Below are 19,420 nucleotides of genomic sequence, written 5' to 3'. Positions count from 1 at the left end.
GACCGGACCATGCAAACTCGTGACGATATTTTCAACACCCTGCGCGACGCCTTGGTGGAACTGTTTGAACTGCCGCCGGAACGCGTCACCCTTGACGCCAACCTGTACCAGGACCTGGAAATCGACAGCATCGATGCCGTCGACTTGATCGACCATATCAAGCGCCAGACCGGCAAGAAGATCGCCGCCGAAGAATTCAAGGCGGTGCGCACTGTGAATGACGTGGTTGAGGCGGTGTACCGTCTGGTCCAGCCGGCCGCATGAGCCGACTGATCGGCCTCGGCCTGCTGTTGGCGGGGCTGCTGTACCCCTTTGCGGTGTATTACGGCACCGAACACTTTGCGCCATGGCAATTCGGCCTGCTGCTGGGCAGCCTGTGGTTGCTGCGTGCACTGACCGGTGCACGCCGCCCCGGCAGCCGCTGGATGGCGCTGGCGGTCATCGTGTTCTGCCTGTTGCTGGCCTGGTTCGATAACCCCCGCTTGCTGCGCTGGTACCCGAGCCTGGTCAGTGCGTTCATGTTGGCGTTGTTCGGTCTGAGCCTGAAATACGGCCCGCCGATGGTCGAGCGTCTGGCGCGCATGACCGATCCCGTATTGCCGCCTCATGCCATCGTGTATACCCGCCGGGTGACCGTGGTGTGGAGTGTGTTTTTTCTGTGTAATGGCCTGCTCGCTGCCGCCCTCACCCTGTGGGCGCCGCTGAGCTGGTGGACGTTGTACAACGGCCTGATCGCCTACGGGTTGATGGGGCTGTTGTTTGCCGTGGAATGGCTGGTACGACAAAGGGTTCGAGGCCGCGTATGAATGGGTTGAAACTTGAGCACTTGCTGCTCGAGCCGCTGGAACAGCGTTGGGTCACCACCGAACCTGCAATGAATCACGCGCAGCTGTGGGAGCAATCCCTGAGTCTGGCGGCGGGCCTGCAAGCCCGGGGCATCCAGCGCCTCGCCGTGTACCTGGAAGACGCAGGCCTGCTGGCGGTTGCCCTGCTGGGCGCCTGGCGGGCCGGGGTCAGCGTGCTGCTGCCCGCCGATTTGCAGCCTCAGACCCGCCAGCGCTGGGATGATGCCGTCGATGCCTGGCTGACCGAAGCCGCTGACCTGGATGCGCTGTATCAGGCACCGCTGAGCGCTGCCGCACTCGATCTGGACGTTTGCCAACTGAGCCTGTGCACCTCCGGCTCCAGCGGCGAACCCAAGCGCATCGACAAGACCCTGCGCCAACTGGCCAACGAGGTCGAGGCCCTGGAGACCCTGTGGGGGCCGGACCTCAAGGACGCCTGCATCATCGGCAGCGTCGCCACGCAGCATATCTACGGTTTGCTGTTCCGCGTGCTGTGGCCGCTGTGTGCTGGCCGCACCTTTGTGCGCAAGCAGCTGGCCTTCCCCGAAGACATGCAGCGCGCGAGCCGCGAGCACGCGCACTTTGCCTGGGTCGCCAGCCCGGCGTTGCTCAAGCGCATGGGCGACAACCTCGACTGGCCCGCGCTGAGCCAGGTGTCGAGGGTGTTTTCATCCGGTGGCGCATTGCCTGTGGAGGCGGCCGGCAGCCTTTATGACCGCTTGCAGCAATGGCCGACCGAGATCCTCGGCAGCTCGGAAACCGGTGGCATCGCCTGGCGCCAAGGTGCCCAGCCGTGGCAACCGTTCGCCGACGTGCAACTGAGCCAGGATGCCGACGGCGCCCTGCGCATCGCATCGCCTTACCTGCCTGATGGGCATGTCGAGCACACCGCCGACGCGGCACGCATCCATGCCGATGGCCGTTTCGAGCTGCTGGGCCGCCTGGACCGCATCGTCAAGCTGGAAGAAAAACGCATCTCCCTGCCCATGCTGGAACAGGCGCTGATGGCGCACCCATGGGTCGCAGAAACGCGCCTGGGCGTGGTGCAGGAAAACCGTGCTTCCCTTGGCGCCCTGGTGGTGCTGAGTGCCGATGGCCTGCATGCGTTGCGCAATCAGGGCCGACGCACGCTCACCCAAACCCTGCGCCAGCATTTGAGTCAACATTGCGAAGCCCTGGCGTTGCCGCGCCGCTGGCGTTTGCTGAGACAGTTGCCCCTCAACAGCCAAGGCAAACTGCCCCAGGCCGATGTCGAGGCGTTGCTGCTGGCAGCCCGCCCGAAGGCGCCGGAAGTGCTGGAGCAGGTGGAAGCCGACGGCGAATGGACCTTGCAACTGAGCGTGCCGGCAGACCTGGCCTATTTCAGCGGGCACTTCCCGGTCACGCCGGTGCTGCCGGGGGTGGTACAGGTGGAATGGGCGTTCAACCTGGGCCAGCAACTGCTCGATTTGCCGCCGGCTTTTGCCGGCATGGAAGTGCTCAAGTTCCAGCAACTGGTGCGCCCGGGCGATGCGATCGAACTGCATCTGCGATTTGATGCTGAGCGCGGCAAGTTGTATTTCGCCTATCGCAATGGGGTCTCAGCCTGCTCCAGTGGTCGTCTACTGCTGGAGGCCGTTGATGCATAACCCTTGCGCCCTGATCCCGGTCTACAACCACGAAGCCGCCGTACCGGCCGTGGTCCGCAGCCTGCTGGACAGCGGCCTGCCCTGCCTGCTGGTCGACGACGGCAGCAGCCCCGCCTGCGCGGCCGTGCTGGCGCAATTGGCGACCCTGGATAACGTCACCCTGCTGACCTTGCCCAGCAACCAGGGCAAGGGCGGCGCAGTGATGGCCGGCTTCCACGAAGCCGCACGCCAGGGCTTCAGCCATGCCTTGCAAGTCGACGCCGACGGCCAGCACGACCTGCGCGAAGTCGAGACTTTTATCGACACCTCGCGCCGGCACCCCGACGCGATCATCTGCGGCTACCCGGAATACGACGACAGCGTGCCTAAAGGCCGCCTGTACGCGCGCTACCTGACCCACGTGTGGGTGTGGATCAACACCCTGTCGCTACAGATCCGCGATTCGATGTGCGGCTTTCGCGTGTACCCGCTGATACCGGTGCTGGCGCTGATGAACTCGGCCTACATCGGCACCCGCATGGATTTCGACTCCGATATCCTGGTACGCCTGGCCTGGCGCAACCAGCCAATGCGCTGGTTGCCGACCCAAGTGCATTACCCTGCCGACGGCCTGTCCCACTTCCGCCTGTTCCGCGACAACGTACGCATCTCGGCCATGCACACCCGGTTGTTCTTCGGCATGCTGGTGCGCGCGCCGATGATCCTGTGGCGCCGGTGGCAGGCATGAGCGACAGCACCAGGCACTGGGCCGACCGGGAAGAGCGCGGCAGCTACTGGCTGATGAAGCTCACCGCCTTCGCCGCCAAGGTCCTCGGCCGCCGCGTGTTGAGCCCGGTGTTGTACGGCATCGTGTTGTACTTTTTCCTGTTCGGCCGCACCGCGCGACAGAGCGCCTGGCAATACCAGCAGCGCCTGGCCGACTGGAGCGGGCGCGAGGAACTGCGCCCCACCCACTGGAAAGTCTTCGGCCAGTTCATGGCGTTTGCCGACTCGTTGCTCGACAAACTCGACGTGTGGAACGGCAAGCTGCGCCTGGAGCAGATCGAGATCAACGACCCGGCCCACTTGCGCGGGCAACTGCGCGGCGAGCGCGGGCAGATGCTGGTGGGCGCACACCTGGGCAACCTTGAAGTGTGCCGCGCCCTCGCCGAGATCGGTGAACAAGTCACCATGAACGTGCTGGTGCACACCAAGCACGCCGAACAATTCAACCGCCTGCTGGGCGAAGCCGGTGCGACTCACCTGCGCCTGATCCAGGTCAGCGAGCTGGATCCGGCCACCATGCTGCTGCTCAGCCAGCGCCTGGACGACGGCGAGTGGCTGGCCATCGCCGGCGACCGCGTGCCGCTGCATGGCGGGCGCACCGTGTGCGTGGATTTCCTCGGCCACGACGCCGCCTTCCCCCAGGGTCCGTGGCTGCTGGCCGGCTTGCTCAAATGCCCGGTGAACCTGCTGATGTGCCTCAAGCACAAACGCCGCTATCGCCTGAGCATCGAGCCTTTCGCCGAATTGATCGAATGGAAACGCAACACCCGCGAGCAGGTCATAGCCCTGTGGACCGCGCGCTACGCCGCACGCCTGGGCCAGTTCTGCCTGGAAGCGCCCCAACAATGGTTCAACTTTTACCCTTTCTGGAAGACCGATGACGACGCATCTTGAGCCGGTAACCTTTGGCGAACGCGCCCTGCGCATCGAAGACGTGCTGGCCCTGGCCAACCGTCAGGCGCCGACCCGATTGCAGGGCGATGCCGCCTATCGCCAGCGCATTGCCAAGGGCGCGCAGTTCCTCGACTCGCTGCTGGACAAGGAAGGCGTGATCTACGGCGTGACCACCGGCTACGGCGATTCGTGCGTGGTGGCGGTGCCCTTGCAGCACGTCGAAGCGTTGCCGCGTCACCTCTACACCTTCCACGGTTGCGGCCTGGGCAAGCTGTTCGACGCCCAGGCCACCCGCGCGGTGCTGGCTGCGCGTTTGCAGTCGCTGTGCCACGGCGTTTCCGGTGTGCGCGTGGAGTTGCTGGAGCGTCTGCATGCGTTTCTTGAACACGACGTACTGCCGCTGATCCCGGAAGAAGGTTCGGTGGGCGCCAGCGGTGACCTGACGCCCCTGTCCTACGTGGCCGCAACCCTGTCCGGTGAACGCGAGGTGATGTTCCGTGGCGAACGTCGTCAGGCGGCCGATGTGCACCGTGAGCTGGGCTGGACCCCGCTGGTGCTGCGCCCCAAGGAAGCGCTGGCGCTGATGAACGGCACTGCGGTGATGACCGGCCTGGCCTGCCTGGCGTTCGCCCGCGCCGATTACCTGCTGCAACTGGCCACGCGCATCACCGCGCTGAACGTGGTGGCACTGCAAGGCAACCCGGAACACTTCGACGAGCGCCTGTTCGCCGCCAAGCCACACCCGGGGCAGATGCAGGTCGCCGCCTGGCTGCGCAAGGACCTGGCCATCGACGCGCCGACCGCGCCGTTGCATCGCCTGCAGGACCGTTATTCGCTGCGTTGCGCGCCCCACGTCCTAGGCGTATTGGCCGACAGCCTGAACTGGCTGCGTTCGTTCATCGAGATCGAACTGAACAGCGCCAACGACAACCCGATCATCGACGCCGAAGCAGAACGCGTGTTGCATGGCGGGCATTTCTACGGCGGGCATATCGCCTTTGCCATGGACAGCCTAAAGACCCTGGTCGCCAACGTCGCCGACCTGCTGGACCGCCAACTCGCACTGCTGGTGGACGTGCGTTACAACCATGGCCTGCCGAGCAACCTGTCCGGCGCCCCGGCTGATCGCGCAATGATCAACCACGGTTTCAAGGCCGTGCAGATCGGCACCAGCGCCTGGACCGCCGAAGCCCTGAAAAACACCATGCCGGCCAGCGTGTTCTCGCGCTCCACCGAGTGCCATAACCAGGACAAGGTGAGCATGGGCACCATCGCCGCCCGCGATGCGATCCGTGTGCTGGAGCTGACCGAACAGGTCGCCGCCGCGACCTTGCTCGCCGCCAACCAGGGTGTGTGGCTGCGCGCCCAGGCCGAGGACGCCCGCCCATTGCCGCCGGCCTTGGCGGCGATGCATGAAGTACTGGCCAAGGACTTCCCGCCGGTCATCGAAGACCGCGCCCTGGAAGGCGAACTGCGCCTGTGCCTGCAACGCATTGCCGAGCAACACTGGAGGCTGTATGCGTAGCCAGGGCGTACTGCATTGCGACACTGAAATCCTCGTGCCGTTTTTTGACGTCGACACCATGAACGTGGTGTGGCACGGGCATTACGTGAAGTACCTGGAAGTGGCGCGCTGCGCGCTGCTGGACAAGATCGGGCATAACTACACGGCGATGCTCGAATCCGGCTACGCCTGGCCGGTGATCGACATGCAACTGCGCTACGTACGCGGCGCCGTGTTCGGCCAGACCCTCAACGTGCGCGCCAGCCTGGTGGAGTGGGAGAACCGCTTGAAGGTCAATTACCTGATCACCGACCTCGCCAGTGGCGAGCGCTTGACCCGTGCCAGCACCGTGCAGGTGGCGGTGGAAATCGCCAGTCGCGAGATGCAACTGGCCTCCCCCAAAATATTCACCGACGCCGTAGAGAGAGCCTTGAAATGAGATCCCCTGTGGGAGCGGGCTTGCCCGCGATGGACGTCAACGATAACGCGAGCCGCCTGACACTGCGCGGTGCCCTCGGGTTCTTCGCGGGCAAGTCGAATCGTCGCACCGCCGCTCCCACATGGATTGCGCTGATCTTGTTGTTCAGCATTCCAAGCCTGGCTCACGCTTTTGACTTGCAACAACTCAGCGAGCAGCTCGCCAAACCCTCAGTGATCCACGGCAGCTTCACCCAGGAAAAACACCTGCGTGCCCTGCCCCAGCCGTTGGTCAGCAAAGGCACCTTCGTGCTCGCCAAGGACCACGGCCTGTTGTGGCTGCTGAAAACCCCGCTGCAACAGGACTACCGCATCAGCGCCCAGGGCATTGCCCGACGCGACGCCAACGGCTGGCAACTGCTGCCGAACAAGAGCGCCGGCGCCGAACAGAACCGGTTGTTCCTGGCGGTGCTGCAAGGCGACAGCAGCGGCTTGCAGCGTGATTTCGAGTTGCAACTGCAAGGCGAGGCCAAGCAGTGGAAATTGACGCTGATCCCACGCTCGTTGCTGCTCAAGCAAGTCTTCACCCAGATCAATATCGACGGTGGCGACCTGGTGCAGAACATCCAACTGCTGGAAACACAAGGCGACAGCACTGTGCTGCGCATGCAGGACAGCACGGCCGGCCTGCCGTTGAGCGAAGCGGAGCAACACGACTTTGCCCAGTGAACGCCTGCTGCCGCGCCTGTTCCTGATCCTGCTGGTGGCCGTGCTGGCCCTGGCCGGCTGGCAGTGGCGCCACGGCGCGCCCTTGTCGGCCAACCTGATGGAACTGGTGCCGGGCAACACGCCGGACGCCTTGGAGCAGCAAGCCGAACAACGCATGCAGGAGCCACTGAACCGAGAAATGCTGGTGCTGGTGGGGCATGCCGACCGCCAGCAAGCGGTCGCTGTGGCGCAACAGCTGGGTGAGCGCTGGCAGGCCAGCGGGCTGTTTGAACAGGTGCAGTGGAACCTGCAAGCCGACTTGCCGGCGCTGCGCGAGCAATTGCTGCGCGGCCGCCTGGCGATGCTCTCGACCAGGGACCGCGAGCAACTGATCGAACAGCCCGACGCGTTTATCCAACAGCGCGTGCAAGCGCTGTTCGACCCCTTCACCGGGTTCAGCCTGGTGCCGAGCCAGGACGACTGGCTGGGCCTGACCGGACGCATCCAGAACAGCCAGCCGCAACACGGTTCGGTGCAACTGGACATCGGCAGCGGCGCGCTGATCGCCGATGCCGACGGCAAAAGCTGGGTGCTGCTGCGCGCGCGCACCACCGGCAATGCGTTCGACATGAAACTGCCGCTGCAGGTGGCGGACCTGCTCCAGGCCAGCCGCGAGCAGGTCAGCGGGCAAGGCGCGCAATTGCTCGCCGCCAGCGGCTTGCTCTACGCCGCCAATGGTCAGCAACAGGCCACGCGGGAAATCACCTGGGTGGGTGGCGGCGCTACCGTCGGCATCCTGCTGTTGCTGTTGCTGGCATTCCGGCGCTGGCGCGTGCTGCTGGCGTTTGTGCCGGTGCTGGTAGGCATGCTGTTTGGCGCGGTGGCTTGCGTGGCACTGTTCGGCCATATGCATGTGATGACGCTGGTGCTGGGCTCCAGCCTGATCGGCGTGGCGGTGGATTACCCGCTGCACTACCTGTCGAAAAGCTGGAGCATGCAGCCGTGGCGCAGTTGGCCGGCGTTGCGCATCACCTTGCCGGGGTTGAGCCTGAGCCTGGCCACCAGTTGCATCGGCTACCTGGCGCTGGCCTGGACACCGTTCCCGGCCCTTACCCAAATCGCGGTGTTCTCCGCCGCCGGCCTGGTCGGTGCTTACCTGTCCGCGGTGTGCCTGTTGCCGGCGTTGCTCAAGGGCGTCGAACTGCGCCCGGCGCAATGGCCGCTGCGCATCGCCGAAAGCCTGTGGCAGGTGCGTGCGTCGTTGCTCATGCGCGTGCCGAGCCCGGCGTTGCTGGTGCTGGTGCTGCTGTTTTGCGCCGGTGGCCTGTGGCACTTGAACAGCAAGAACGATATCCGCCAATGGATCGGTGCGCCGCCGCAATTGCTGCAAGAAGCGCAAGCCGTGGCACGGATTACCGGGTTTCAACCCACCAGCCAGTTCTTCCTGGTGCGCGCGGAAAATCAGCAGCAGTTGCTGGAGCGCCAGAGCGCGCTGGCGCAGCGCCTGGATCAACTGGTGAACATGGACAAGCTCCAGGGTTACCTGGCGCTCAATCAACTGGTCAGCCTGCCTGCCGAACAGCAACAACTGCGTGATGCGCTGAATAAACTCCCGCAACACTGGCAGCCGCTGCTGGACCTCGGCGTCCCCGCCAATGCCCTGCAAGCCGAAGTGGCGCAACTGCAAGCCTTGCCCACCGAAGACATCGATGCCGCCCTGGCAGGCCCGTTGGCCGAACCCTGGCGCACTCTCTGGCTTGGCCCGGTGGACGGCGGCGTGGCGGCGATGGTCAGCCTGCAAGGCTTGAACAATCCGGCGCTGTTGCGGGTGCAGGCGCTGGATTTACCGGGCGTACAACTGGTGGATCGCCTGGGCGACTTGAACCGGGTATTTGCCGACACGCAGATCAGCGCCGCCGAATTGAAGTTGCTGTCCTGTGTGCTGATCGTGCTGCTGCTGATCCTGCCGTTCGGCTTTGGCGGGGCCTTGCGTATCGTCGCCCTGCCACTGCTGGCGGCCCTGTGCAGCCTGGCCAGCCTCGGGTGGCTGGGCCAGCCGCTGACGTTGTTCAGCCTGTTCGGCCTGCTGTTGGTCACGGCCATCAGCGTCGACTACGCGATCCTGATGCGCGAGCAGATCGGCGGCCCTGCGGTGAGCCTGCTGGGGACATTGCTGGCGGCGCTGACCACCTGGTTGTCGTTTGGCCTGCTGGCGGTGTCCAGCACGCCGGCGGTGAGCAATTTCGGCTTATCGGTCAGCCTGGGCCTGGCATTCAGCTTTATGCTGGCACCCTGGGCCGGCCAACAGAAACACGCCTCATGAATGTGATTATCGCCAATGTGGCAAGGAGCCCTCGTGCCCACAGTTGAAATGGAACGTCGCCAAGTGGTGGTAATCGGTGCCGGTCCGTCCGGGGCCATCGCCGCCGCGCTGTTAAAGCGCAAAGGGCATGATGTATTGATTATCGAGCGCCAGCACTTCCCGCGGTTCTCGATTGGCGAAAGCCTGCTGTCCCACTGCATCGACTTTATCGAAGAAGCCGGCATGCTCGACGCCGTGCAGGCGGCGGGCTTTCAAGTGAAAACCGGTGCCGCGTTCGCCTGGGGCGAGCGCTACAGTGCGTTTGATTTCGGTGACACCTTCAGCAACGGCAAGCCCACCACCTTCCAGGTTCAGCGCGGCGACTTCGACAAGTTGCTGGCCGATCAGGCGGCGTTGCAAGGCGTGGACATCCGTTACGGCGAAACCATCGTCGGCGTGGATTTCAAAGGCGAATCCCGTTACCTGCACGTACGCCGCGAAAACGGCAGCGAGTACCACCTCAAGGCCACGTTCGTGCTCGACGCCAGCGGATACGGTCGCGTGCTGCCGCGCCTGCTGGAGCTGGACATGCCGTCGGACTTTCCGGTGCGCCAGGCGGTGTTCACCCACGTTGAAGACCGCATCGAACACCCAGGCTTCGACCGCACCAAGATTCTGGTCACCACCCACCCGACCAAGCGCGATATCTGGTTCTGGACCATCCCGTTCAGCAATGGCCGCTGCTCGGTAGGCGTAGTCGCGGCCAAAGCGCATTTCGATGGCCGCGACAGCGACCTCGATGCCTGCCTGCGCGGCTTTATCGATGAAACCCCAAGCCTGGCCGGCGTGCTGCAAAACGCCGCGTGGGACACACCGGCGCGGACCATCGGCGGCTATGCGGCCAACGTCAAGAGCCTGCATGGGCCGGGCTTTGCGTTGCTGGGCAACGCGGCGGAATTCCTCGACCCGGTGTTTTCCTCGGGGGTCACCATCGCCATGCGTTCGGCGAGCATGGCCGCCGGTGTGTTGCATCGTCAGCTCAACGGCGAAACCGTGGACTGGCAAACCGAATTCGCCGAGCCGTTGAAGCGCGGTGTCGATACCTTCCGCTGCTACGTCGAAGGCTGGTACGCCGGGACTTTCCAGGATGTGATCTTCCATCCGGGCAGCTCGCCGGAGATTCGCCGGATGATCAGTTCGATCCTCGCCGGTTATGCGTGGGATGAACGCAACCCGTTTGTGAGTGAACCCAAGCGCCGGTTGCGGATGTTGTCGGAAATTTGTGCAGGGGATGCAGCGTGAGCAGTCAGTACTTGAGTAAGAACTACGTCGAAGAAACCAAGTTCGGCTTCTGGTTCCTGCGCAGCCATACCTGGCAGCACCACGTGTTGCGCGTGGCGATCAACGACCTGCGCAGCCTGTTCACCGAGCCCTTGCCGGAAGCGCCGGTGCTGCTGGACGCCGGCTGCGGCCAGGGCAAGTCCTTCAAGCTGTTGCAGCAGGTGTTCGCCCCTGGGCGCCTGATTGGCCTGGACGCCGACCCTCACAGCCTGGAACTGAGCCGTGCAGAAGCGGCGCGCCAGGGCTTGGCCATCGAGCTGATCGGCAGCGACTGCGCCACCCTGCAAGTGCCGGACGAAAGCGTCGATATCCTGTTCTGCCACCAGACCTTTCACCATCTGGTCGAACAGCATCGCGCGCTCAAGGAGTTCTACCGTGTGCTCAAGCCGGGCGGCTATTTGCTGTTTGCCGAATCCACCGAAGCCTATATCGACACCTGGGTGATCCGCTGGCTGTTCCGCCACCCGATGCATGTGCAGAAAAGCGCCGAAGAATACCTGGAGATGCTCCGCGAGCAGGGCTTTGAATTCGGCCAGCAGAACGTCTCGTACCCGTACTTGTGGTGGAGCCGTTCCAGCGACTTCGGCCTGCTCGAACGCTGGGGCCTGCGCAAGGCGCCGCCGATAGGCCAGCGTGAAGAAACCCTGGTCAACTGCGTGGCACGCAAACCCTTGGCGAGTGCGGCCCCATGATGCGCAGTCTGTTGATGGGCTGCCTGTTGCTGCTGAGCGCCTGCGCCAGCCAGCCACCGCTGCCCGAGAAAACCCCGGCCCTGGCCTTGCCGCTGCAACTGCATGTGCAGCGCCTGGTCGACGGCCAGAGCCAGGACTGGTTGCTGGTGATCCAACGCGAAGGCGGTGGCATTCGCTGGTCGATGATGGACCCGCTGGGCATCCCCCAGGCGCGGCAAAAGCTGATCAATGGCGAATGGCAGGCCGATGGCTTGCTGCCGCCCAATCCCCAGGCGCGTGAGTTGTTTGCGGCGTTGCTGTTTGCGCTGACCGCGCCGGATGACGTGCGTGCGCTGTACCCCAGCGCGCAGGCGATGGACTTGACGCGCACCCTGCCGGGCCATTGGCAGATCGTGTATCAATCGTCCGAAGTCTTCAGTGTGAACATCACCGGGCAGCCGCTGAGCTACCGCATCACACCGCTCGGAGTCGCACGATGAGCGCCTACCTCAACGCCCTGGGCGTGATCTGCGCCCTCGGCCGTGGCCAGGCCGAGGTCAGCCGCAGCCTGTTTGCCGGTGACTGCTCCGGCATGCGCGCCGAAAGCGGTTGGGTGCCGGAGCGCGTGTTGCCGGTGGCCGGTGTGCCGGGTGAACTGGCAACCATCCCCGTCGAGTTGGGTCAGCAAAGCAGCCGCAATAACCAGTTGCTGCTGGAGGCGGCGCTGCAGATCGAAGGCGAGATCCGCCAGGCGATCCACACCTACGGCGCGTCACGAGTGGGCATCGTGCTCGGCACCAGCACCTCGGGTATCGACGAAGCCAGCCGGGGCATCGCCCACTACCTGCGGGAAAACCAGTTCCCCGGCGACTACGACTACCAGCAGCAGGAGCTCAGCGCCCCGGCGAACTTCCTCGCCGACTGGCTGCAACTGAGCGGCCCCGCCTATGTGATCTCCACCGCCTGCACCTCCAGCGCCCGTGCGCTGATGAGCGCCCAGCGCCTGCTGGACCTCGGCGTGTGCGATGCCGTGATCTGCGGCGGCGTCGACAGCCTGTGCAAGCTGACGCTTAACGGTTTCAGCTCGTTGGAAGCGGTATCAAACGAGCGTTGCAACCCGTTTTCAGTGAACCGCAACGGCATCAACATCGGCGAAGCGGCCGTGCTGTTCCTGATGAGCAAGGCACACGCGCCCATCGCCCTGCTGGGCAGTGGCGCCAGTTGCGATGCGCACCATATCTCCGCGCCCGAACCCACCGGCAAAGGCGCGCTGCAATCCATGCAAAAGGCCTTGGCCAGCGCCGGATTGCAGCCAGGGCAGATCGGTTACCTGAACCTGCACGGCACCGCCACCCAGCATAACGACGCCATGGAAAGCCTGGCCGTCGCCAGCCTGTTCCCGCAAGGCGTGGCCTGCTCGTCGACCAAACCCATGAGCGGCCATACCCTGGGCGCAGCCGGCGCGCTGGAAGCGGCGTTCTGCTGGTTGAGCCTGGTTCATAACCGGCTGCCACCACATGTGTGGGACGGCCAGGCCGACCCGGCGCTGCCCGCCTTGCAATGGGCCACCGCCGACGCCACCCTGGAAAAACGCTGCCTGATGAGCAATTCGTTTGCCTTCGGCGGCAACAATGTCAGCCTCATAATCGGAGAGGCCCCATGATCGATTGGCCACTCGCCGAACTGCTGCCCCATGCGGGCGACATGATCCTGATCGACCAGGTGCTGTCGTTCGATGAAGAGCACGTTCACACCCGCACCACCGTCAAGCCTGGTGGCCTGTTCAACCGCCCGGACGGCAGCCTGCCGGCCTGGGTCGGCATCGAGCTGATGGCGCAAAGCGTCGCCGCCTACGCCGGTTGCCGCGCACGCCAGAAAGGTGAAGCCGTGGAACTCGGTTTCCTGCTCGGCACACGCAAGTTCGAGTGCAACGTGGAGTACTTCCCGGCAGGCGCCGAGCTAAGCATCCACGGACTGCGCTCCCTGGAAGACGACAATGGCATGGGTGTGTTCGAATGCCACCTGACCGGTGACGGTATCCAGGCCAGCGCCCGCTTGAATGTATTTCGACCGCCCCAGGCGGCCAACTATTTAGAAGAATCGAAGGACGTAACGCCATGACTGAATCCGTACTGGTCACCGGCTCCAGCCGTGGCATTGGCCGCGCCATTGCGCTGCGCCTGGCCCAGGCCGGGCATGACATCGTGCTGCATTGCCGCAGTGGCCGTAGCGACGCCGATGCGGTGCAGGCCGAGGTTGAAGCCCTGGGCCGCAAGGCGCGGGTGCTGCAATTCGACGTGGCGGATCGTGCGCTGTGCAAGCAAATACTCGAGGCGGATGTGGAGCAACATGGCGCCTATTACGGCGTGGTGCTCAACGCCGGCCTGACCCGTGACGGTGCGTTCCCGGCCCTGTCGGAAGACGATTGGGACGTGGTGATGCGCACCAACCTCGACGGCTTCTACAACGTGCTGCACCCGGTGATGATGCCGATGATTCGTCGTCGCGCGGCCGGGCGTATCGTCTGCATCACCTCGGTGTCCGGGTTGATCGGCAACCGCGGCCAGGTCAATTACAGCGCCTCGAAAGCCGGCCTGATCGGCGCGGCCAAGGCCCTGGCCATCGAGCTGGGCAAGCGCAAGATCACCGTCAACTGCGTGGCCCCCGGCTTGATCGACACGGCGATGCTGGATGAACACGTGCCGGTGGAAGAATTGATGAAGATGATCCCGGCGCAGCGCATGGGCACGCCGGAAGAGGTGGCCGGTGCGGTGAATTTCCTGATGTCGGCCGAGGCTGGCTACATCACGCGCCAGGTCCTGGCCGTGAATGGAGGCCTGTGCTGATGAAACGCGTCGTCGTCACCGGCATGGCCGGCATGACCTCCCTGGGCAGTGATTGGGACACCATCGCCGCCAACTTCCGCGCCAACCGCAGCGGCATCCGGCGCATGGACGAGTGGGACCGCTTTACCGAACTGAACACGCGCCTGGCCGGGCCGATCGACGATTTTGTCGTGCCCGCCCACTGGACGCGCAAACAACTGCGCAGCATGGGCCGGGTGTCGCGCCTTGCAGTGTGGGCGGCAGAGCAAGCGTTGCAGGACGCCGGCTTGCTCGGCGACGAGTCGATCAAGGACGGGCGCATGGGCGTGGCCTGCGGCTCGTCCACCGGCAGCACCGACGAGATCAAGGCGTTCGGCAACATGCTGCTGAACTCGGTCGCGGAAGGGCTGAACGCCAACTCCTATGTGCGCATGATGCCGCACACCACGGCGGCGAATATCAGCATCTTCTTTGGCCTCACCGGGCGGCTGATCCCCACCTCCAGCGCTTGCACCAGCGGCAGCCAGGGCATCGGCTATGCCTATGAGGCGATCAAGTTCGGCCGCCTGCCATTGATGCTCGCCGGTGGCGCCGAAGAGCTGTGCCCCACGGAAGCGATGGTGTTCGACGCGCTGTACGCCACCAGCCTGAAAAACGACGCCCCGCAAACCAGTCCACGCCCCTACGACAGCGGCCGCGATGGCTTGGTGATCGGTGAAGGCGGCGGCATGCTGGTGCTCGAAGAGCTGGAACATGCGTTGGCGCGCGGTGCGCATATCCACGCCGAGATCGTCGGCTTTGGCAGCAACGCCGACGGCCAGCACACCACCCGCCCGGAGCAGAAAACCATGCGCCGCGCCATGGAGCTGGCCCTGGAGGATGCCGGGCTTGAGCCTTCGGCGATCGGCTACGTGAACGGTCATGGCACCGCCACCGACCAGGGCGACATCGCCGAAACGCTGGCGACCAGCAGCCTGTTCGGCAGCCGCATGCCCATCAGCTCGCAGAAGAGCTTTCTCGGCCACACCCTGGGCGCCTGCGGCGCGCTGGAATCATGGTTCAGCATCGAGATGATGAACCGCGACCAGTACGTGCACACCTTCAACCTGGATGCGGTAGACCCGCAATGCGGCGAGCTGGATTACCTGCAAGGTGAATTCCGCGAGATGCACCACGACTACGTGATGAACAACAACTTTGCCTTTGGCGGCGTCAACACCTCGCTGATCTTCCGCCGCTGGTCCTGACTTTTTAATCGATTGGAGAATACGGAATGTCTTCCTTGCTACGCGTCACCCTGATCACCCTGGCCCTGTTGGTCACCGCCGGTTGCACCAGCAAGCCGATCCTCAACACCCAGCACGACCTGCCAGCCGACGCCCAGGTCAGCGAAGAAAAAATGAAAACGGTGATCGTCAACGCCCTGCAAAAGCGCGAGTGGACGGTACAACGCCTGAGCCCGCAGCTGGTACAGGCCGAGATCAACGTGCGTAACCAGTATTACGCAGCCATCGACATCCGCTACACCCGCAACAGCTACGCCATCACCTACCGCGACAGCCGCGACCTGGGCTACAAGGACGGCAAGATCCATCGCAACTACAACCGCTGGGTGAACAATCTGGACAGCGACATCATGGCGGGGTTGCGCAGCAATGGCGTGAATGAGGCGGGGACGGCGGCGCAGTTGTTCGAACAGACGGGGACGTCGAAGTAAGACCAGCGTCCGGCACACCCCCTCTGTGGTGAGCGGGCTGTTGTGGTGAGCGAGCTTGCTCGCGCTGGGCTGCGTAGCGGCCCCAAAGATCTTGGGAGCGCTTCGCACTCCAGCGCGCGGCAAGCCCGCTCACCACAACAAGCGCGCTCACCACCAAGCGTTATTGGGCAGCCTTGCGCGTCAACAACTCCACAAACGCCTCTGCCATCGGCGTCTGCGCGCCCTTGCGTTGCACCAGCCACACGGCCGTCACCGCCTCCTGGTCCAGCAGCGTGCGATACACCACGCCATCGATGCGTATCCGCTGATATGACGCCGGCAACACCGATACGCCCAAGCCCGCCGCCACCAGGCCGATGATGGTCATTGCCTCCCCCGCTTCCTGGGCGAAGTGCGGGCTGAAGCCGGCGTCACGTGCCAGGTTGAGCAACTGGGCATAGAGACCGCTGCCGTAGGTGCGCGGGAAAAACACGAACGGTTCCTGCGCCAATTGCGCCAAGTGCAAACCGCGCTCGCTGCCCTCCACCAACGGGTGGCCGGCATTCAACACAGCCACCAGCGGCTCGCGCATCAGTTCGACCACACTCAGCGAGTCCGGCAACGGCAGCGGGCGCATCAGCCCGACCTGGATCGACTCATCCACCAGCGACTCCGCCACTTCGGTGCTGCTCATCTCCTGCAGGTTCAGATGCACCGCCGGAAACGCCTGACGGAACGCAAAAATCGCCTGGGGAATACTGGAATTGAACGGTGCCGACGAGGTGAAGCCGATCTTCAATTCGCCCAGTTCGCCCAACTGCGCCCGCCGCGCCACATCCGCAGCCTTGTCGACCTGTGCCAACACCAGCCGCGCTTCTTGCAGGAACAACCGTCCCGCTTCGCTCAGCTCGACCCGACGATTGGTGCGCTCAAACAACCGCGCGCCCACCTCGTGTTCCAGTGCCTGGATCTGCTGGCTCAGCGGCGGCTGCGAAATGCCCAGCACCTGCGCGGCCCGGCCGAAATGCAGCTCTTCGGCGACAGCGATGAAGTACCGCAAGTGACGCAATTCCATGCAAGCCTCATTAGGTCGTTAAAGCTATCAAACAGGTCGAACAATATATTGGAAAGAATCATTAGGGAGCTATATTCTTTTTTGCATTGCCGGTCCTGGCACGCTCTTCCTCCCCGAGGTCCCTGTGAAAGCTGCTGTTGCTCCACTCGCTCAAGAAGTCCCGCCCACTGCTCTCGATGAGGTCGTGGCCCAGCTCAATGACGAGTACATCGAAAAAGGCACGCCGATGTTCATGCGCACAGTGCTGGCGCTGTTCTCCGGCGGTTTCGCCACCTTTGCGCTGTTGTATTGCGTGCAGCCGATGATGCCGGCGCTGTCCCACGAATTTTCCATCAATGCGGCGCAAAGCAGCCTGATCCTGTCGGTGGCCACGGCGATGCTGGCGTGCGGCTTGCTGATCACGGGGCCGATCTCCGACCGGCTGGGGCGCAAGCCAGTGATGGTGTCCGCGTTGTTCTGCGCCGCACTGGCGACCATCGCCAGCGGCCTGATGCCGACCTGGGAAGGCATCCTGCTGATGCGCGCGCTGGTGGGCCTGTCGCTGAGCGGCCTGGCTGCCGTGGCCATGACCTACCTGAGCGAAGAAATCCACCCGCAGCACATCGGCCTGGCCATGGGCCTGTACATCGGCGGCAACGCGATCGGCGGCATGAGCGGGCGCCTGATCATCGGCGTGTTGATCGACTTCGTCAGTTGGCACACCGCAATGTTGATCATCGGCGCCCTGGCGCTGATCGCGGCCACGGTGTTCTGGAAAATCCTCCCCGAATCGCGCAACTTCCGCGCCAGCAGCCTCAAGCCTCGCAGCCTGGTGGATGGCTTTGTCATGCACTTCAAGGACGCGGGCCTGCCGTGGCTGTTCCTTGAAGCATTCCTGCTGATGGGCGCGTTCGTGACGATGTTCAACTACATCGGCTATCGCCTGCTGGCCGATCCCTACGACCTCAGCCAGGCCGTCGTCGGCCTGCTGTCGCTGGTGTACCTCTCGGGTATCTACAGCTCGGCAAAAATCGGCTCCCTGGCCGACCGCCTCGGCCGCCGCCGTGTGCTGTGGGGCACCATCGTACTGATGCTCGCCGGCATGGCGCTGACCCTGTTCACCCCGCTGTGGCTGGTGGTGCCGGGCATGCTGATCTTCACCTTCGGCTTCTTCGGCGCCCACTCGGTGGCCAGCAGCTGGATCGGCCGCCGCGCGGTAAAGGCCAAGGGGCAGGCATCGTCGCTGTACCTGTTCTGCTACTACGTGGGGTCGAGTATTGCCGGGACGGCGGGTGGGTTCTTCTGGCACTTTGCCGGGTGGAACGGCATCGGCGCGTTTATCGTGGCGCTGCTGATTGGCGCGTTGCTGGTGGCGTTGAAGTTGGCGAAGTTACCGCCGTTGGGAGACGTGAAGGTCTAAGGCTATTTTGCTTTTATGTGGGAGCTGGCTTGCCTGCGATAGCAATAGTGAATTCACTACTGCTATCGCAGGCAAGCCAGCTCCCACATTTTGATTTGTGTTCAGCCATGAAAAAGCCCGGCATTTGCCGGGCTTTTTCATTTACTCGTGGTACTGCGCGGACAGTTCGTGCACCGCTTGCAGGAATGCACCAGCGTGCTCCGGGTTCACTTCCGGAGTAATGCCATGGCCGAGGTTGAACACATGCCCGGTGCCTTTGCCGTAGCTGGCGAGGATGCGGCCGACTTCGGTGCGGATCGCTTCCGGCTTGGCGTACAGCACGGTCGGGTCCATGTTGCCTTGCAGCGCGACGCGGTTGCCCACGCGCTGGCGAGCTTCGCCAATGTCGCAGGTCCAGTCCAGGCCCAGTGCATCGGCACCGGCATCGGCGATGCTTTCCAACCACAGGCCGCCGTTCTTGGTGAACAGGATCACCGGCACCTTGCGGCCTTCGTGCTCACGGATCAGGCCGCTGACGATCTTGCGCATGTAGGCCAGCGAGAACTCCTGGTACGCCGCCGCCGACAGGTTGCCGCCCCAGGTGTCGAAGATCTGCACGGCTTGCGCGCCGGCCATGATCTGGCCGTTGAGGTAGGACGTGACCGACTGCGCCAGCTTGTCCAGCAGCAGGTGCATGGCGTGCGGGTTGTCGTAGAGCATGGCCTTGGTCTTGCGGAAGTCTTTCGACGAGCCGCCCTCGACCATGTAGGTGGCCAGGGTCCACGGGCTGCCGGAGAAGCCGATCAGCGGCACGCGGCCGTTAAGCTCGCGGCGGATGGTGCTGACGGCGTCCATCACGTAGCCGAGGTCTTTGTGCGGATCGGGAATCGGCAGGGCTTCGATATCGGCCAGGGTGCTGACGACCTTCTTGAAACGCGGGCCTTCGCCAGTCTCGAAGTACAAGCCTTGGCCCATGGCGTCAGGGATGGTGAGGATATCGGAGAAGAGGATGGCCGCGTCCAGTTGTGGGTAGCGGTCCAGCGGCTGCATCGTGACTTCGCAGGCGAACTCCGGGTTCATGCACAGGCTCATGAAGTCGCCGGCGTTGGCGCGACTGGCGCGGTATTCCGGCAGGTAGCGACCGGCCTGGCGCATCATCCACACAGGGGTGACGTCCACAGGTTGCTTGAGCAGGGCACGAAGGAAACGGTCGTTCTTGAGGGCAGTCATGTCGGCATCCGCAAAAAAAGTGCGGGCATTTTCTCAGAGCGCGACGCAAAAGGCACGGGATGAGCCGTGCCTTTTGTCTATCGGGTCAATTTGTCGCGGAGAACGGAGTAATCCCGACCTGTAGGAGCCGGCTTGCCGGCG

At 63.9% G+C, this 19,420-nt stretch carries 20 protein-coding genes; 18 read left to right on the top strand and 2 right to left on the bottom strand.

Going from position 1 to position 19,420, the window contains the following annotated elements; translation table 11 throughout:
* Positions 1-9 precede the first annotated feature (9 nt).
* The 17 genes from BM70_RS0125890 to BM70_RS0125810 are packed head-to-tail and all read left to right on the top strand — an operon-like array spanning position 10 to position 15,617.
* A complete protein-coding gene (locus BM70_RS0125890) occupies positions 10-264 on the top strand; it encodes an acyl carrier protein (RefSeq protein WP_003187949.1) in 255 nt (84 codons plus the stop codon).
* Positions 261-806, top strand: coding sequence for a membrane protein (locus tag BM70_RS0125885; protein ID WP_025858724.1), 546 nt, complete (start codon positions 261-263; stop codon positions 804-806). The genes BM70_RS0125890 and BM70_RS0125885 overlap by 4 nt, the downstream gene beginning before the upstream one ends.
* On the top strand, positions 803-2,473 hold the full coding sequence (locus BM70_RS0125880; protein WP_025858723.1) for an acyl-CoA synthetase family protein: 1,671 nt from the start codon (positions 803-805) through the stop codon (positions 2,471-2,473). The genes BM70_RS0125885 and BM70_RS0125880 overlap by 4 nt, the downstream gene beginning before the upstream one ends.
* Complete coding sequence (locus BM70_RS0125875) at positions 2,466-3,200, top strand: glycosyltransferase family 2 protein (RefSeq protein ID WP_025858722.1); 735 nt, start codon at positions 2,466-2,468, stop codon at positions 3,198-3,200. Before BM70_RS0125880 ends, BM70_RS0125875 begins: the two co-directional genes overlap by 8 nt.
* The gene (locus BM70_RS0125870; RefSeq protein ID WP_025858721.1) at positions 3,197-4,132 is read left to right on the top strand and encodes a glycosyl transferase; all 936 of its coding nucleotides are present in this window, start codon (positions 3,197-3,199) and stop codon (positions 4,130-4,132) included. Before BM70_RS0125875 ends, BM70_RS0125870 begins: the two co-directional genes overlap by 4 nt.
* The gene (gene hutH / locus BM70_RS0125865; protein ID WP_025858720.1) at positions 4,116-5,657 is read left to right on the top strand and encodes a histidine ammonia-lyase; all 1,542 of its coding nucleotides are present in this window, start codon (positions 4,116-4,118) and stop codon (positions 5,655-5,657) included. The genes BM70_RS0125870 and hutH overlap by 17 nt, the downstream gene beginning before the upstream one ends.
* The gene (locus tag BM70_RS0125860; RefSeq protein ID WP_025858719.1) at positions 5,650-6,075 is read left to right on the top strand and encodes a thioesterase family protein; all 426 of its coding nucleotides are present in this window, start codon (positions 5,650-5,652) and stop codon (positions 6,073-6,075) included. The genes hutH and BM70_RS0125860 overlap by 8 nt, the downstream gene beginning before the upstream one ends.
* On the top strand, positions 6,072-6,782 hold the full coding sequence (locus BM70_RS0125855; RefSeq protein ID WP_081782122.1) for an outer membrane lipoprotein carrier protein LolA: 711 nt from the start codon (positions 6,072-6,074) through the stop codon (positions 6,780-6,782). Before BM70_RS0125860 ends, BM70_RS0125855 begins: the two co-directional genes overlap by 4 nt.
* Positions 6,772-9,084 (top strand): MMPL family transporter, encoded by a 2,313-nt coding sequence (locus BM70_RS0125850; RefSeq protein ID WP_025858717.1) that lies wholly within the window; start codon positions 6,772-6,774, stop codon positions 9,082-9,084. Before BM70_RS0125855 ends, BM70_RS0125850 begins: the two co-directional genes overlap by 11 nt.
* Positions 9,085-9,117: 33 nt before the next feature.
* Positions 9,118-10,365, top strand: a complete 1,248-nt coding sequence (locus tag BM70_RS0125845; RefSeq protein ID WP_025858716.1) for an NAD(P)/FAD-dependent oxidoreductase — start codon at positions 9,118-9,120, stop codon at positions 10,363-10,365.
* A complete protein-coding gene (locus BM70_RS0125840; RefSeq protein WP_025858715.1) occupies positions 10,362-11,096 on the top strand; it encodes a class I SAM-dependent methyltransferase in 735 nt (244 codons plus the stop codon). Before BM70_RS0125845 ends, BM70_RS0125840 begins: the two co-directional genes overlap by 4 nt.
* On the top strand, positions 11,093-11,575 hold the full coding sequence (locus BM70_RS0125835; RefSeq protein WP_025858714.1) for a hypothetical protein: 483 nt from the start codon (positions 11,093-11,095) through the stop codon (positions 11,573-11,575). Before BM70_RS0125840 ends, BM70_RS0125835 begins: the two co-directional genes overlap by 4 nt.
* Positions 11,572-12,738, top strand: coding sequence for a beta-ketoacyl-[acyl-carrier-protein] synthase family protein (locus BM70_RS0125830; RefSeq protein ID WP_025858713.1), 1,167 nt, complete (start codon positions 11,572-11,574; stop codon positions 12,736-12,738). The genes BM70_RS0125835 and BM70_RS0125830 overlap by 4 nt, the downstream gene beginning before the upstream one ends.
* Positions 12,735-13,196, top strand: a complete 462-nt coding sequence (locus BM70_RS0125825; RefSeq protein WP_025858712.1) for a hotdog family protein — start codon at positions 12,735-12,737, stop codon at positions 13,194-13,196. The genes BM70_RS0125830 and BM70_RS0125825 overlap by 4 nt, the downstream gene beginning before the upstream one ends.
* Positions 13,193-13,921: a 3-oxoacyl-ACP reductase FabG gene (gene fabG, locus BM70_RS0125820; RefSeq protein ID WP_025858711.1), complete on the top strand. Its 729-nt coding sequence runs from the start codon at positions 13,193-13,195 to the stop codon at positions 13,919-13,921. Before BM70_RS0125825 ends, fabG begins: the two co-directional genes overlap by 4 nt.
* Positions 13,921-15,147: a beta-ketoacyl-ACP synthase gene (locus BM70_RS0125815; RefSeq protein ID WP_025858710.1), complete on the top strand. Its 1,227-nt coding sequence runs from the start codon at positions 13,921-13,923 to the stop codon at positions 15,145-15,147. Before fabG ends, BM70_RS0125815 begins: the two co-directional genes overlap by 1 nt.
* A gap of 26 nt (positions 15,148-15,173) precedes the next feature.
* Complete coding sequence (locus tag BM70_RS0125810; RefSeq protein WP_025858709.1) at positions 15,174-15,617, top strand: hypothetical protein; 444 nt, start codon at positions 15,174-15,176, stop codon at positions 15,615-15,617.
* 160 nt (positions 15,618-15,777) lie between these two features.
* Here BM70_RS0125810 and BM70_RS0125805 read toward each other — a convergent pair whose 3' ends face one another.
* The gene (locus BM70_RS0125805) at positions 15,778-16,671 is read right to left on the bottom strand and encodes a LysR family transcriptional regulator (RefSeq protein WP_025858708.1); all 894 of its coding nucleotides are present in this window, start codon (positions 16,669-16,671) and stop codon (positions 15,778-15,780) included.
* A gap of 124 nt (positions 16,672-16,795) precedes the next feature.
* Between BM70_RS0125805 and BM70_RS0125800 the strand changes: the two genes are divergently transcribed.
* Complete coding sequence (locus tag BM70_RS0125800; protein WP_025858707.1) at positions 16,796-18,070, top strand: MFS transporter; 1,275 nt, start codon at positions 16,796-16,798, stop codon at positions 18,068-18,070.
* A 141-nt stretch (positions 18,071-18,211) separates the two neighbouring features.
* On the opposite strand, the gene hemE is transcribed toward BM70_RS0125800, so the two are convergent.
* Complete coding sequence (gene hemE / locus BM70_RS0125795) at positions 18,212-19,279, bottom strand: uroporphyrinogen decarboxylase (protein WP_025858706.1); 1,068 nt, start codon at positions 19,277-19,279, stop codon at positions 18,212-18,214.
* Positions 19,280-19,420: the final 141 nt, after the last annotated feature.

The sequence above is a fragment of the Pseudomonas sp. CHM02 genome (assembly GCF_000612585.1).
Lineage (GTDB): Bacteria > Pseudomonadota > Gammaproteobacteria > Pseudomonadales > Pseudomonadaceae > Aquipseudomonas.
This window is presented reverse-complemented; position numbering and strand designations above follow the sequence as displayed.

Coding starts and splice junctions, on each gene's coding strand:
- fabG (WP_025858711.1), top strand. CDS start 13,193: ATGACTGAATCCGTACTGGTCACCGGCTCCAGCCGTGGCATTGGCCGC.
- hutH (WP_025858720.1), top strand. CDS start 4,116: ATGACGACGCATCTTGAGCCGGTAACCTTTGGCGAACGCGCCCTGCGC.
- BM70_RS0125890 (WP_003187949.1), top strand. CDS start 10: ATGCAAACTCGTGACGATATTTTCAACACCCTGCGCGACGCCTTGGTG.
- hemE (WP_025858706.1), bottom strand. CDS start 19,279: ATGACTGCCCTCAAGAACGACCGTTTCCTTCGTGCCCTGCTCAAGCAA.
- BM70_RS0125880 (WP_025858723.1), top strand. CDS start 803: ATGAATGGGTTGAAACTTGAGCACTTGCTGCTCGAGCCGCTGGAACAG.
- BM70_RS0125825 (WP_025858712.1), top strand. CDS start 12,735: ATGATCGATTGGCCACTCGCCGAACTGCTGCCCCATGCGGGCGACATG.
- BM70_RS0125855 (WP_081782122.1), top strand. CDS start 6,072: ATGAGATCCCCTGTGGGAGCGGGCTTGCCCGCGATGGACGTCAACGAT.
- BM70_RS0125875 (WP_025858722.1), top strand. CDS start 2,466: ATGCATAACCCTTGCGCCCTGATCCCGGTCTACAACCACGAAGCCGCC.
- BM70_RS0125885 (WP_025858724.1), top strand. CDS start 261: ATGAGCCGACTGATCGGCCTCGGCCTGCTGTTGGCGGGGCTGCTGTAC.
- BM70_RS0125830 (WP_025858713.1), top strand. CDS start 11,572: ATGAGCGCCTACCTCAACGCCCTGGGCGTGATCTGCGCCCTCGGCCGT.
- BM70_RS0125815 (WP_025858710.1), top strand. CDS start 13,921: ATGAAACGCGTCGTCGTCACCGGCATGGCCGGCATGACCTCCCTGGGC.
- BM70_RS0125835 (WP_025858714.1), top strand. CDS start 11,093: ATGATGCGCAGTCTGTTGATGGGCTGCCTGTTGCTGCTGAGCGCCTGC.
- BM70_RS0125870 (WP_025858721.1), top strand. CDS start 3,197: ATGAGCGACAGCACCAGGCACTGGGCCGACCGGGAAGAGCGCGGCAGC.
- BM70_RS0125805 (WP_025858708.1), bottom strand. CDS start 16,671: ATGGAATTGCGTCACTTGCGGTACTTCATCGCTGTCGCCGAAGAGCTG.
- BM70_RS0125860 (WP_025858719.1), top strand. CDS start 5,650: ATGCGTAGCCAGGGCGTACTGCATTGCGACACTGAAATCCTCGTGCCG.
- BM70_RS0125810 (WP_025858709.1), top strand. CDS start 15,174: ATGTCTTCCTTGCTACGCGTCACCCTGATCACCCTGGCCCTGTTGGTC.